This is a genomic window from Ruegeria sp. Ofav3-42 (genome assembly GCF_022347725.1).
Lineage (GTDB): Bacteria > Pseudomonadota > Alphaproteobacteria > Rhodobacterales > Rhodobacteraceae > Ruegeria.
In genome coordinates, this window is record NZ_JAKRGB010000004.1 from 195,077 (window position 1) to 207,627 (window position 12,551).

A 12,551-nucleotide genomic window follows, 5' to 3' on the forward strand; every position below is an offset into this window, starting at 1 on the left:
GCAGAGAGTTCCGAGCCAATGGGTGTGCCTGCACAAGGCTGGTTGGCTCTCGTAGTTTGTAGAGGACGTGCGTCTGATGGTACAGAATAACAAGGTATTGACCGTTTCTTATGGAACCTTCTCCTGCACATTGGAAGGTTTTGATGATTCATTCGAAACGATGAAAGCCATTGCCGAATACTTCCGTGATCTTGCTGCCGATGATCGTTACTTCGGCTCAGAGCCCCCGCAGCCGGACGCCGAAATGCTGACACGGATCGCGCAGCGCGACGCCTCAAAACACGTTGAAGCCAGCCAGAGCGACTCGGGCCTGCTGCTGCGCGCTAGTCAGCAAGCCGCTGCGCCCACCACCGCGGCGGTACCGACGGCCGCACAACCCGAACCAACGCACCTCAGCAACACGCCACCTGCTCAGGGGTCTTCGTCCTTCTTTGCCGATGCCGAGCCGGTCGAAAATGCCCCCCCCCCTGCGGCGGACAGCATCGCTGCCAAACTGCAGCGCATCCGCGCCGTCGTTTCGCATTCCGAGGAAAACTCGGTCGTTTATGCCGAAGACGAAGAAACAAACCTGGTCAACCAACCGGCCGCCCCCATGGACGCAGTCGCAGCCGCTTTTGAGGCTGGCTCGCTCGATTCCTCGGATCTGACCGATACGGCCGAGGCAAAAATTGAAGACGCCGTGGAAGCGGTAACAGAGGCGACGACTTCGGCGGTCGCAGCGGAAGACACCGATGACACCATCACCTCGCCGGAACCTGAGGCAAAGGCTGAAGAAGACGACACCGTCGAGGAGTCAATTGAACCGGCCCAACCGGTCGCAATGGGTTTGGATACCGAATACGAAGATCAGGAGGAAACACCCTCTCCTTCCGTTCTGTTCACTGATCTTGAGGAAAGCACAGACACGGATGAGCCCGGCAACATCCTGGGCGAAGAGGCCGAGGATGTGCAGACCGACGAGGTCACCGAAACCAGGGACGGCTACCTGACCGCTGAGGATGAGACGAATGTACTCAGCGAAATCTCGAAGGTTGAAGCCACAATGGAAAATCTTGCGCCGCAATCCTCGCCCGACGAGACCGCCCTGGATCAGGATATGTCGCGTCTGATGGACAAGGCAGACGTTCAAATGGACGATCCTGCCACTAACAAGCAGCGCGAAACCTATTCGCATCTGCGTTCGGCCGTTGCCGCGACCGAAGCTGAACGCGCAGGTCAAGGCAAGGCAGATGATGAAACAAACGAAAGCGGCTATCGCGGTGATCTGACGTCGGTCGTCAGCCCGCGTCGCCCAGAAATCCAAGTCACCAGCATGCGCCCGCAGTCGGATACCTCGTCCCCGCTGAAGTTGGTGGCGGAACAGCGCATAGACACCAATGAGCAAGACGCCGGACCAGTGACCCCTCGCCGCGTGACCGCGAAGACTGAAGAGGAGGAGGAGACCAGCGAGGAAGGTGGTTTTGCCCAATTCGCTCAGGAGCAAGGCGCCCAGTCGCTGCCTGACCTTTTGGAAGCTGCCGCAGCGTACTTGTCGTTCATCGAAGGTCAGGAACAGTTTTCGCGCCCACAGCTGATGAACAAGATCCGCTCGCTCAAGCAGGACGACTTCAATCGCGAAGAAAGCCTGCGCTCTTTCGGTCAACTGCTGCGGGACGGCAAGATCGAGAAAGCCGGTGGCGGTCGTTTTGCGGCATCCACGCAGATCGGGTTCCGCCCCGATGATGAGCGCGCCGTAGGGTAACCACTCACGACACTCCAAGTTCAGGGGCCGAGGATAACCTTCGGCCCCTTTTTTGTGCGCCTTGGTCAAATAGCCGTAGGGAAGCTGAACCCGCTTACCTGTCACCTATGCTGCGCCGCAGAAAAATAGTAAGATCGATAAGGTATGAGTTTCCCTGATACCCATGTTCAAGCAGAGGCCGAGCCATGTATGAACTACCAATCCGACGCCTGCGAATTTTCGACAAACCCAAAATAATCAGCCACTTTAGAAACCTGGACCAGGAAACCCTGAAATCGCGTTTCGGTATCCCAGTCGGTCCGGAATTCGTTGAATTCTACCTGTCCGGGTTGTTTGACAACGCCACTTTGGTCTTCGGTGCACTCCCCGATTCCCACTTGCGCGGAGTGGGAGAGTTACACATCGTTCCCGACAGCCGAAACAGCGTGGCCGAGGCGGCATTTACCGTTGAACCCGCATGGCAGGATCAAGGGGTCGGCGATGCTCTGTTATCGCGGATCATAACAGCCGCTCGCAACCGCAGGGTACGTGAAGTCCACATGCTGTGCCTGGCTACAAACCAGAAGATGCGGCGGCTGGCGCTGAAACACAAAGCAGATCTCAACCTCATCACCGGCCAGGTAGAGGCAACCGTAGCCGCCCCCTGGCCCACCCCTTTCAGCCTGGCCGAAGAGATTTCGGGTGAATATCACGCGATGGCCCGGGCCATCCTAAGCTGGCCGCAAACTGAGGCGGAGGATGTGGGATGAAGAAAACCGGATCAGTCCTGCGACTGATCCGGATCTTCTTTTCCGACGCCCTTGAACACGAATTTGAAGGGCAAGGCCCACAAAACGCCCAAGACAACGTAAACCAGAAGTTCCAACCAGATCGGCGGACGGTCGAGCCAGTTCACGACCGTCACCACCGCCACAATATACAGCGGCAGACCAATCAGCAGCAGCAGCAAAGACCAGCGACGGCGCGCCTTGTAGCTGAGGCCGCTATTCTGCCCCTCGCCCATCAGTCGGCAAACGGGTCCGTCACCAGAATGGTGTCGTCCCGCTCCGGGCTGGTGGATAGCAATGCGACCGGGCATTCGATCAGTTCTTCGACGCGGCGCACATATTTGATGGCGTTTGCGGGCAGATCCGCCCAGCTGCGCGCACCTTCGGTGGATTCGCTCCAGCCCGGCATTTCTTCGTAGATCGGTGTGCAGCGGGCTTGCTGATCCGCCGCAGTCGGAAGATAATCCAGACGCTCACCATCCAGCTCGTAACCGACGCAGATCTTCAGGGTCTCGAATCCGTCCAGAACGTCCAGCTTGGTCAGCGAAATTCCGTTCACGCCGCTGGTCGCACAGGTCTGGCGCACGAGGCAGGCGTCGAACCAGCCACAGCGGCGCTTACGGCCCGTAGTGGTTCCGAACTCGTGCCCACGTTCACCGAGGCGTTGACCGTTGTCATCATCCAACTCGGTCGGGAACGGCCCCTCACCCACTCGGGTTGTGTAGGCTTTAACGATGCCCAGAACGAAATCGATGGAACCCGGGCCGATGCCGACGCCCGTGGATGCCTGACCCGCGATGACATTCGACGACGTCACAAATGGGTACGTACCGAAATCAATATCCAGCAAAGCGCCCTGCGCGCCTTCGAACAGGATACGCTTGCCGGCTTTGCGCTTTTCGTTCAGCACTTTCCAGACTGGAGCGGCGAAGGGCAGGATTTCGGCCGCAATTTCTTTCAGCTGAGCGATCAACGCGTCCCGGTCGACCGGTTCAATGCCCAGACCTTTGCGCAGGGGGTCGTGGTGCTGCAGCGCGCGATCGACACGCGCCTCAAGTGTCGCTTCATCCGCAAGGTCAGCGACACGTACGGAACGACGTCCGACCTTATCTTCATAAGCCGGGCCGATGCCGCGGCCAGTAGTTCCAATTTTGGTGCCCTTGCTGGCGGCTTCTTCGCGGGCACGATCCAGTTCGCCGTGTATAGGCAGGATCAGAGGGGTGTTTTCCGCAATCATCAGCGTCTCGGGCGAAATATCGACACCCTGCGCCCGAATGGTTCCGATCTCTTTGATCAGGTGCCACGGGTCCAATACGACGCCATTGCCGATAACGCTCAGCTTACCTCCGCGTACAACACCCGAGGGCAGCGCGTGCAGTTTGTAAACCTCACCGTCGATAACCAGTGTATGACCGGCGTTATGTCCGCCCTGAAAGCGTGCAATCACGTCTGCCCGCTCGCTAAGCCAGTCGACGATCTTGCCTTTTCCTTCGTCACCCCACTGGGCGCCGACAACAACCACATTGGCCATATCAGGTCCTTTTGCGCTGAGTAATCAAACTCGGCTCGTATAACGGGGGGAAAGCGGCAGGGAAACCGGTAATTCGACGCATGCTGCGATCGTGCTTCGCACGATGCCTCCGGCGGAGGTATTTTTGGCCAGATGAAGCCCGGATCCCTTGTTCATCTGGCTGAAAGTACCTCGGGGGAGTCGCCCGCAAGGGCGGCGGGGGCAGAGCCCCCCTACGCGTCGGCCAATCGCACTGGCTGCCCGTGGGGCGTTGTCAGATAAGCCTCTTCCCATCTATCGCGCAGTTGGCTGACATCATCGGAGGCTGCTGTTCCCTGCTCGGCCAACAGAGCTTCGAGCGTTTCAAGCCACGCGAAAAAGTAGTCGTCGCCGCCATTCAGTTCGCGGCGCAGCCCGTGGCGTTTCAGAGTAGCCGAAAACCGGGCTGCCCAGTCCGACCAGTCCAATCGCCCGGCCTCATTCAACGCAACCGTCACGGCGAATACCTGCGCGTGCCACGGCTCAGCGAAAACTGGTTCGGGGGCGGTATGGCTAAGGCAACTGCTCATGCGGGCTCCAGGTAGCTTTGCCAGAGGTCCAGAACCACTTCGTCCTTTGGGTGTTCGGGATTTGCCCAAAGCTCGGATGCGGGGAAAACCACGGCATATAGCGGCTCGGGTGCTTCGCCTAACCTATGCGCGCTTGAGTCCGGCAACACATGCGCTCCATGCACCATGAGTATGCGCCCTTGCGCTCCGGCGGCATACATGGGCAACCGGGTGTGCCCGCCGTCGACAAAGCGGTTTGCTGCCCGGCGCGCTGTCACAACAAGTTGCCCAACTTCGAATTTCACCGGCACGTCCGACGGGCGATCTGCAGGTCCGCCGCTGGCCAATACACCGGCCACGGCTTCAGCCTTCAAAGCTCGGCTTGCCAGCGGGTGGTCGTCGTCACTGGTGCCTCCCCGCAGGTCCTCTTCGGTTAGCACACCGGATTCGACCAACAGATCGGCCAGAGCTGAAATCCACTTCTCGTAATATGAGAACCGCGTGTAATCCTTGGGCGACAGACGCTCGCGCGCGTGACGTTTTACATCGATATTCCACTGACCCAACGAGTCCGCAGCCACCGTCACTGCCAGCGCTCTAGCGTGCCAATCTTCTGCGAAGTTCGGAGCGTCTTCGGGCTCAGGGCATACAGGCCCGTCGCCGAACCGCCCGCCCATATCATGTACGCGGGTCATGTCGGCACCTTTGGCAATCCGGTGCCGATCATGCTGTCGCGGGTAACCAGATCGGCCAATTCCTCTTCGCTGAGGTCATCTGTCGCCTCGGGGCGCATCGGGAGAACGAGGTACCGAACCTCGGCCGTCGAATCCCATACACGAACAGAAGTCTCTGCAGGCAAGCTCACTCCGAACTCCGCCAGCACTTTACGCGGCTCACGCACGGCCCGGGCGCGGTAGGCGTCGGATTTGTACCAACCTGGTGGAATGCCCAGCAGCGGCCATGGGTAGCAACTACACAAGGTGCACACGACCATATTGTGCTGTTTGGGAGTATTCTCGACCACGACCATGTGTTCGCCCTGGCGCCCAAAATAGCCAAGATCCGCAACGACTGGCGTGGCATCTTTGAGCAGAGCTGCCTTGAAGTCCGGATCAACCCAAGCCTTTGCGACAACGCGCGCGCCATTCTGGGGGCCGATCTTATTCTGATAGGTATCAATAATCTCATCCAGCGCCGCCGGATCGATCAGACCTTTGCGGGTCAGAATCGTTTCCAACGCCTTGACGCGAAGTGCTGGATCCGGCGGTAAAAGGGCGTGCGGGTGGTCATGATCGTCATGTGGCATGGCCGCAGCCTGCGCGAGGTTCACCCTTGCTGTCCAGTGCCTTTGCCGTGATCTGGAACATCACCGGTCTTGATGCCAACTCCTCCCTTGCCCCCGATGGCAAACTTGCATAGATACCACGCGATACACGCCACGCTGTACAGGAACACCATGGAAAACGTCGTTCTCATCATCCACCTCCTCCTGGCCCTGGGCCTGATTGCCGTTGTTCTGATGCAGCGGTCCGAAGGCGGTGGCCTTGGCATGGGTGGCGGTGGCGGCGGTGCCATGACCGGTCGCGCGGCAGCGACTGCTCTGGGCAAGGTGACCTGGATTCTGGCCGCATGTTTCATCGTGACTTCGATCACGCTGACCATTCTGGCCGCACAGAAGTCCTCGGGCAGCTCGGTGATCGACCGTTTGGGCGTTCCGGCCCCGGCACCGACCGAGGAAAGCACTCCGGCGGTTCCGTCGGCTGATGATCTGCTGCCTCCGGCAGAGGGCGACAACGCGCCGCTGATCCCGCAGGCCAACTGATCCACAAAACCTAGAAACCTGAAAGAGGACTGCAACAGCATCTTGCGGTTCTCTTGCGCTATTGGCGCGAATCCTTTATACGTGAAGTCCCGTGATGCAGCGGTTTTTCGGAACCGTCGGGCAGCTGATTTTGACGTCTCACGGGAGCAGCCGAAAACATGGCGCGTTTTATTTTCATCACTGGTGGTGTTGTTTCGTCCTTGGGCAAAGGACTGGCTTCGGCGGCTTTGGGCGCGCTGTTGCAGGCCCGGGGATATTCGGTGCGTCTGCGCAAGCTGGACCCCTATCTGAACGTCGATCCCGGCACGATGTCGCCGTTCGAACATGGCGAAGTGTTCGTGACCGATGACGGGGCCGAGACCGATCTGGACCTTGGCCACTATGAACGTTTCACGGGTGTGGCCGCGCGCAAGACCGACTCGGTCAGCTCGGGCCGGATTTATTCCAACGTGCTCGAGAAAGAACGCCGTGGAGATTATCTCGGCAAAACCATTCAGGTGATCCCGCACGTGACCAACGAGATCAAAGATTTCATCTCCATCGGCGAGGATGAGGTCGATTTCATGCTGTGTGAGATCGGTGGCACCGTGGGCGACATCGAAGGCCTGCCCTTTTTCGAAGCCATCCGTCAGTTCAGTCAGGACAAGCCACGCGGTCAGTGTATTTTCATGCATCTGACGCTGCTGCCCTACATCAAGGCATCCGGCGAGCTGAAAACCAAGCCGACCCAGCACTCGGTGAAGGAACTGCGTTCGATCGGTCTGGCCCCCGATATTCTGGTCTGCCGTTCTGAAGGTCCGATCCCGGCCAAAGAGCGTGAAAAACTGGCCTTGTTCTGTAACGTGCGCCCCGACAGCGTGATTGCGGCTCAGGACCTGTCTACTATCTACGACGCTCCACTGGCCTATCACCGCGAAGGCTTGGACCAGGCGGTTCTGGACGCGTTCCAGATCAGCCCGGCCCCCAAGCCGGATCTGGCCAAGTGGGAAGACGTCAGCGACCGGATTCACAACGCCGAAGGCGAAGTGAAAGTTGCCATCGTCGGCAAGTACACCCAGTTGGAAGACGCCTATAAGTCGATTGCCGAGGCGCTGACTCACGGCGGCATGGCCAACCGCGTCAAGGTCAAGGTTGAGTGGGTCGACGCCGAGATTTTCGACAAAGAAGACGCCGCGCCGCATCTGGAAGGGTTCCACGCAATCCTCGTCCCCGGCGGATTTGGCGAGCGTGGTACCGAAGGCAAGATTAAGGCGGCGCAATACGCGCGCGAGCACAAGGTGCCCTATCTGGGCATCTGCCTCGGCATGCAGATGGCTGTGATCGAGGCAGCCCGGAACGCGGCTGGCATCAAAGAGGCCGGGTCCGAAGAATTCGACCACGAGGCGGGCAAAAAGCGTTTTGAACCCGTTGTTTACCACCTCAAAGAATGGGTGCAGGGTAACCACAAGGTCGAACGCAAAGTGGGCGACGACAAGGGCGGCACCATGCGTCTGGGCGCATACGATGCCGTGTTGGCCGAAGGTTCGAAAGTGGCCGAAGTCTATGGTGGCACCAATATCGAGGAACGTCACCGCCACCGCTACGAAGTGGACATCAAGTATCGCGACAAGCTGGAAAAAGCTGGCCTGAACTTCTCGGGCATGTCCCCTGATGGCCGTCTGCCAGAGATCGTCGAATGGTCGGATCACCCATGGTTCATCGGCGTTCAGTACCACCCGGAACTGAAGTCCAAACCATTTGACCCGCACCCCCTGTTCCGCGACTTTGTGCGCGCCGCGAAGGAGACCTCTCGCCTGGTCTGATACCAGTCGAGTCACCGCATTGTGACGGCCTGCGCGAAAAAATCTGTACGCGTGGGCCGTTTCCACGGTTAACTGTCCTCGGCAACGAGACAGGAGACCGGCCATGACCAACCAGATCACCAACGCAGAAACCTTTGCGGCCCTGCACAAAAAGGGCGATCCGGTCATCCTCTACAACATCTGGGACGCAGGCAGTGCCGGGGCCGTGCGGGACGCCGGGGCCAAAGCCGTCGCGACAGGCAGCGCACCGGTGGCAATGGCGCAGGGTTTCAGCGATGGCCAGAACATCCCGATGAACGTTGCCCTGGATAACGCCCGCAGGATCGTGGGCGCCGTGGACATTCCTGTTACTCTGGATTTCGAGGGCGCATATGCCGAGGACTTCGCGGGAATCATCAGCAATGTCCAAAGCGCACTTGAGACAGGCGTCATTGGTTTCAATTTTGAAGATCAGGTTGTCGGAACCAAAGACCTGCACGACATCGAAACGCAAGCTGCCCGTGTCAGCGCGATGCGTGAAGGGTGCGACGTTGCGGGCATCCCTGCCTTCATAAATGCGCGAACGGACATCTTCCTGAAGGCCGCCCCGGAAACGCATGATGAGGCCATGCTGGAGAATGCCATGGCCCGTGCCAAAGCCTATGCCGATGCAGGTGCCAATGGATTTTTTGCTCCGGGACTTAAAGACGAAAAGATGATCGCACGTCTTTGCGAATCGACCGAGCTGCCGGTGAATATCATCGCCTTGCCCGGCACGCCGGATACCGCAACGCTGGCGTCGCTGGGCGTCGCACGGATCAGCTATGGCCCTGTGCCCTACCGGCATATGCTGGGCTGGTTGCAGCAACAGGCAAAGCAAGCGCTGCAGCAAGGCAATTGATCTTCTATATGATATAATCCTCGACAAGCGAAAACCGGCAAAGTTGTGACCATTCATGGCTATGACGGGTGGTCAGCGCTTGGCGGTCCACAAAATATGGAATAACCTCGCGGTATGTTGAAAAAATTCCTCCAGGCTTTCCGCCCGCCACAACACGATCATTTACCAGACCCGGATGCCGAGCTGGCGCTGGGTGCTTTGATGGTCCGCGTGGCGCAGGCGGATCGGGATTACAAGCTGGAAGAAATCAGCCTGATCGATCGCATTCTAGCGCGGCTTTACCAACACAATGCGATCGAGGCTGCCAAGGTTCGGGCCACATGCGAGAAACTACACGCCGCGGCGCCCGAGACCGACACATTTGGCAAATTGATCCGCGAGACTACCGATCTGCACGAACGTCTGGCCGCTCTGGATGCGTTGTGGGAGGTCGTTCTGGCCGACGGTAACTCGGATGAAGGCGAAATGAAGATCGTCGAAGAGGCCCGCATCGCCATGGGTCTGAGCTATAACGACAGTCAGGAAGCACGAAACCGGGTACAAAGGCGCTTGGAAGAGAAGTAGTCCCCTTCTATATCTTTCTCATGTTTAGCGATTTTCTGTCCCGGCTCACGCAGCCTCAGCCCGATCCACTTGCCGATGATGACGCGCGCCTGGCCCTTACGGCCCTTCTGGTGCGCATCGCCCGGTCCGACAATGACTATGCCGACAGCGAAATGGCCCGAATCGATAAGATTTCGGCCGAACGCTATGGCCTATCCCCCTTCGAAGCGGCAGGCCTTCGCGCCCGCGCCGAGGATTTGGAGGCAGAAGCCCCCGATACAGTCCGCTTTACCCGCGCGATTAAAGAAGCCGTCGCATACGAGGACCGTCTTGGAGTTGTGCAGGCGCTATGGTCGGTAGCGCTTGCTGATGGGCATCGTACTGGAGAAGAAGATTCTTTGCTGCGTCTGGTTGTCAGTCTTCTGGGCGTCAGCGACGTGGATTCGGCACTGGCCCGGCAAAAGGCGGCCAAATCGTGATCGCGATGCTGGGCATGTACGACATGCCCGCGCTGCAACCGGCAAATGATCGGTTCTGGTCGTTGATTCGGGGCCATCTTGGGTTCGGACCAACGCATTTGACCCGAGGTGCCGACGTTTGGGACGTCTGGCACAGTCCTGACCTTGTCTTCGCCCAAACCTGCGGCATGCCCTATCGCACGCGCCTGCACGGCAAGGTGCAGCTTGTCGGCACACCCGACTATGGGGTGCCTGAATGTCCGCCGGGGTACTACCGGTCCATTCTCGTAGCCCGGCAAAGCGATCCGCGCAATCTGGATCAATTGGCTGACGGTACGTTCGCCTATAACGAAGCGCTTTCACAGTCTGGTTGGGCAGCCCCCATGGTGCACCTGTCCCGGCACAGCCGCCTGCCCACGACTGTTCTGGAAACCGGTGGTCACGCCCTTTCTGCAACCGCCGTTGCCGAAGGTCGCGCCGATTATGCTTCTTTGGATGCGCTGACCTGGGAACTGCTCAAAGAGCATACGAATCTGGGTGGTGAACTGCGTGAGATTACAGGAACCCAGCCTTCGCCTGCCCTGCCCTACATCACCGCGACCGGGCAAGACGCGCGGGACATCGCTCGCGCGGTTCGATCAGCCATCGATGACCTGTCGCCCGCCGACCGGAAGCTGCTGCATTTGCGCGGCCTGATTGATATCCCCGCTGACCATTACCTCGCGGTTCCCAATCCGCCCCCCGACGCGACCAAATTGCTCGATCCGTAACCAATTTGGTCAGAACGCTTGGTCAATTTGACGGTTTCAGGCCCGTTCCGCGTCATTTGCGCATTGCATTGCGCAGAATTTTCAGCCCTAGTACCGCACCAACACCAATAACAACTGGACCACCCGTGACAGATTCCACTCCGGTCATCGAGATCAAGAACCTACACAAGAGTTTTGGCAATCTTGAGGTATTGAAAGGGGTGGATATTACCGCCAGACGCGGTGATGTCGTGTCTCTGATCGGCTCGTCAGGGTCCGGAAAATCCACGCTTCTGCGGTGCTGTAACTTGCTGGAAGACAGTCAGGAAGGCGAGATCCTGTTCAAGGGTGAACCTGTCCGCTGGACCGGAAGCACGCATCACCGCCGTCCGGCCGACCCGAAACAGGTGCTGCGCATTCGTACGAACCTGTCGATGGTATTCCAGCAATTCAATCTGTGGGCCCACATGACCATCCTGCAAAACGTGATGGAGGCCCCGGTGACCGTCATGGGCCGCGACAAGGCCGAGGTTGAGGACAGCGCGCGCAGGTATCTGGAAAAGGTCGGCATCGGTGACAAATGCGACGTCTACCCTGCGCAATTGTCCGGTGGTCAGCAGCAACGCGCCGCGATCGCCCGCGGCCTGTGCATGGAACCCGAGGCTCTGTTGTTCGACGAACCGACCTCGGCGCTGGACCCAGAACTGGAACAGGAAGTTATCAAGGTGATCAAGGACCTGGCCGCCGAAGGCCGCACCATGATCATCGTGACGCACGACATGAAAATGGCCGCTGATATCTCAAGCCACGTTGTGTTCCTGCATCAGGGCCTCATCGAAGAAGAAGGGCTGCCGGAAGACATCTTCACGACCCCTGAATCCGCACGGCTTCAGGGCTTTCTATCCGCCACCAAGGCGGCATAAATTCAGGACAGAACCAATAAGGGGAGTAACCAATGAAAAAACTGATTCTGACAACTGCTGCACTGGCGCTGAGCGCTGGTATGGCCATGGCCGACACTGTTCGCATGGGCACCGAGGGTGCCTACCCTCCGTGGAACTTCATCAATGACGCCGGCGAGATCGACGGTTTCGAGCGTGAACTGGGCGACGAGCTGTGCAAGCGCGCGAACCTGGAATGCGAATGGGTCAAGAACGACTGGGATTCGATCATTCCGAACCTGGTCTCGGGCAACTATGACGTCATCATTGCGGGCATGTCGATCACTGACGAGCGCGACGAAGTGATTGACTTCACTCAGAACTACACGCCGCCGGATCCATCGGCTTACGTTGCGACCTCGGATGACGTTGACGTCGCAAACGGCGTTGTTGCTGCGCAGACCGGCACCATTCAGGCCGCGTATATCGCCGAATCCGGCGCAACTCTGGTCGAGTTCGCCAGCCCCGAAGAAACGATTGCGGCAGTGCGCAACGGCGAAGCTGACGCCGTGCTGGCCGACAAATCGTTCCTGGCACCGATCGCGGACGAAGACGCTGACCTGCGCTTTGTTGCCGAAGACGTTCCGCTGGGCGGTGGTGTCGGCATCGGTGTGCGCGAGTCGGACGGTGATCTGAAAGAAAAGCTCAACACTGCCATTCAGTCCATGAAGGATGACGGCAGCCTGAACGAGCTGATCACCAAGTGGGAAGTGTCCTCGACCTTCTGATCTGAACCAGGTCGCGCGCCCTGAATACCGGGGCGCGCAGCCCCTGAGCCTTAGCACCTCAA

The 12,551-nt window shown here is 58.8% G+C and carries 15 protein-coding genes; 10 read left to right on the top strand and 5 right to left on the bottom strand.

The window, feature by feature from the left end:
- The first annotated feature begins 76 nt into the window (after positions 1 to 76).
- Entirely contained in the window at positions 77 to 1,741 is a 1,665-nt protein-coding gene (locus MHN28_RS08570) for a hypothetical protein (RefSeq protein ID WP_239337986.1), read from the top strand.
- Positions 1,742 to 1,926: 185 nt separating this feature from the next.
- The gene (locus MHN28_RS08575; RefSeq protein ID WP_239337987.1) at positions 1,927 to 2,490 is read left to right on the top strand and encodes a GNAT family N-acetyltransferase; all 564 of its coding nucleotides are present in this window, start codon (positions 1,927 to 1,929) and stop codon (positions 2,488 to 2,490) included.
- A gap of 11 nt (positions 2,491 to 2,501) precedes the next feature.
- Here the strand turns inward: MHN28_RS08575 and MHN28_RS08580 are convergent, their stop codons facing one another.
- From MHN28_RS08580 to nthA, 5 genes are all read right to left on the bottom strand, one after another.
- A complete protein-coding gene (locus tag MHN28_RS08580) occupies positions 2,502 to 2,744 on the bottom strand; it encodes a DUF2842 domain-containing protein (RefSeq protein WP_239337988.1) in 243 nt (80 codons plus the stop codon).
- On the bottom strand, positions 2,744 to 4,039 hold the full coding sequence (locus MHN28_RS08585) for an adenylosuccinate synthase (RefSeq protein ID WP_239337989.1): 1,296 nt from the start codon (positions 4,037 to 4,039) through the stop codon (positions 2,744 to 2,746). The genes MHN28_RS08580 and MHN28_RS08585 overlap by 1 nt, the downstream gene beginning before the upstream one ends.
- Before the next feature lie 212 nt (positions 4,040 to 4,251).
- The gene (locus tag MHN28_RS08590; RefSeq protein WP_239337990.1) at positions 4,252 to 4,587 is read right to left on the bottom strand and encodes a nitrile hydratase accessory protein; all 336 of its coding nucleotides are present in this window, start codon (positions 4,585 to 4,587) and stop codon (positions 4,252 to 4,254) included.
- Entirely contained in the window at positions 4,584 to 5,261 is a 678-nt protein-coding gene (gene nthB, locus MHN28_RS08595; RefSeq protein ID WP_239337991.1) for a nitrile hydratase subunit beta, read from the bottom strand. The genes MHN28_RS08590 and nthB overlap by 4 nt, the downstream gene beginning before the upstream one ends.
- Positions 5,258 to 5,872, bottom strand: coding sequence for a nitrile hydratase subunit alpha (gene nthA, locus MHN28_RS08600; RefSeq protein ID WP_239337992.1), 615 nt, complete (start codon positions 5,870 to 5,872; stop codon positions 5,258 to 5,260). Before nthA ends, nthB begins: the two co-directional genes overlap by 4 nt.
- Positions 5,873 to 6,022: 150 nt before the next feature.
- Here nthA and secG point away from each other — a divergent pair, with 150 nt between their 5' ends.
- The 8 genes from secG to MHN28_RS08640 all read left to right on the top strand — a co-directional run bounded on the left by secG (position 6,023) and on the right by MHN28_RS08640 (position 12,489).
- The gene (gene secG / locus MHN28_RS08605; RefSeq protein ID WP_170412006.1) at positions 6,023 to 6,388 is read left to right on the top strand and encodes a preprotein translocase subunit SecG; all 366 of its coding nucleotides are present in this window, start codon (positions 6,023 to 6,025) and stop codon (positions 6,386 to 6,388) included.
- A 158-nt stretch (positions 6,389 to 6,546) separates the two neighbouring features.
- Positions 6,547 to 8,190, top strand: a complete 1,644-nt coding sequence (locus tag MHN28_RS08610) for a CTP synthase (protein WP_239337993.1) — start codon at positions 6,547 to 6,549, stop codon at positions 8,188 to 8,190.
- A 103-nt stretch (positions 8,191 to 8,293) separates the two neighbouring features.
- A complete protein-coding gene (locus MHN28_RS08615; protein ID WP_239337995.1) occupies positions 8,294 to 9,070 on the top strand; it encodes an isocitrate lyase/phosphoenolpyruvate mutase family protein in 777 nt (258 codons plus the stop codon).
- Between the two features lie 114 nt (positions 9,071 to 9,184).
- Positions 9,185 to 9,634: a TerB family tellurite resistance protein gene (locus MHN28_RS08620; protein WP_239337997.1), complete on the top strand. Its 450-nt coding sequence runs from the start codon at positions 9,185 to 9,187 to the stop codon at positions 9,632 to 9,634.
- Between the two features lie 20 nt (positions 9,635 to 9,654).
- On the top strand, positions 9,655 to 10,092 hold the full coding sequence (locus MHN28_RS08625) for a TerB family tellurite resistance protein (protein ID WP_239338000.1): 438 nt from the start codon (positions 9,655 to 9,657) through the stop codon (positions 10,090 to 10,092).
- The gene (locus MHN28_RS08630; protein WP_239338003.1) at positions 10,089 to 10,841 is read left to right on the top strand and encodes a PhnD/SsuA/transferrin family substrate-binding protein; all 753 of its coding nucleotides are present in this window, start codon (positions 10,089 to 10,091) and stop codon (positions 10,839 to 10,841) included. Before MHN28_RS08625 ends, MHN28_RS08630 begins: the two co-directional genes overlap by 4 nt.
- 125 nt (positions 10,842 to 10,966) lie before the next feature.
- Entirely contained in the window at positions 10,967 to 11,743 is a 777-nt protein-coding gene (locus MHN28_RS08635; RefSeq protein ID WP_239338006.1) for an ATP-binding cassette domain-containing protein, read from the top strand.
- A gap of 32 nt (positions 11,744 to 11,775) precedes the next feature.
- Positions 11,776 to 12,489: a transporter substrate-binding domain-containing protein gene (locus MHN28_RS08640; RefSeq protein ID WP_239338008.1), complete on the top strand. Its 714-nt coding sequence runs from the start codon at positions 11,776 to 11,778 to the stop codon at positions 12,487 to 12,489.
- The last annotated feature ends 62 nt before the right edge of the window (positions 12,490 to 12,551 follow it).

Bases quoted from the DNA above. Each gene is read 5' to 3' on its own strand.
- secG (WP_170412006.1), top strand. From the start codon at position 6,023: ATGGAAAACGTCGTTCTCATCATCCACCTCCTCCTGGCCCTGGGCCTG.
- MHN28_RS08590 (WP_239337990.1), bottom strand. From the start codon at position 4,587: ATGAGCAGTTGCCTTAGCCATACCGCCCCCGAACCAGTTTTCGCTGAG.
- MHN28_RS08585 (WP_239337989.1), bottom strand. From the start codon at position 4,039: ATGGCCAATGTGGTTGTTGTCGGCGCCCAGTGGGGTGACGAAGGAAAA.
- MHN28_RS08620 (WP_239337997.1), top strand. From the start codon at position 9,185: ATGTTGAAAAAATTCCTCCAGGCTTTCCGCCCGCCACAACACGATCAT.
- MHN28_RS08570 (WP_239337986.1), top strand. From the start codon at position 77: ATGGTACAGAATAACAAGGTATTGACCGTTTCTTATGGAACCTTCTCC.
- MHN28_RS08625 (WP_239338000.1), top strand. From the start codon at position 9,655: ATGTTTAGCGATTTTCTGTCCCGGCTCACGCAGCCTCAGCCCGATCCA.
- MHN28_RS08575 (WP_239337987.1), top strand. From the start codon at position 1,927: ATGTATGAACTACCAATCCGACGCCTGCGAATTTTCGACAAACCCAAA.
- nthA (WP_239337992.1), bottom strand. From the start codon at position 5,872: ATGCCACATGACGATCATGACCACCCGCACGCCCTTTTACCGCCGGAT.
- nthB (WP_239337991.1), bottom strand. From the start codon at position 5,261: ATGACCCGCGTACATGATATGGGCGGGCGGTTCGGCGACGGGCCTGTA.
- MHN28_RS08610 (WP_239337993.1), top strand. From the start codon at position 6,547: ATGGCGCGTTTTATTTTCATCACTGGTGGTGTTGTTTCGTCCTTGGGC.
- MHN28_RS08580 (WP_239337988.1), bottom strand. From the start codon at position 2,744: ATGGGCGAGGGGCAGAATAGCGGCCTCAGCTACAAGGCGCGCCGTCGC.
- MHN28_RS08615 (WP_239337995.1), top strand. From the start codon at position 8,294: ATGACCAACCAGATCACCAACGCAGAAACCTTTGCGGCCCTGCACAAA.
- MHN28_RS08640 (WP_239338008.1), top strand. From the start codon at position 11,776: ATGAAAAAACTGATTCTGACAACTGCTGCACTGGCGCTGAGCGCTGGT.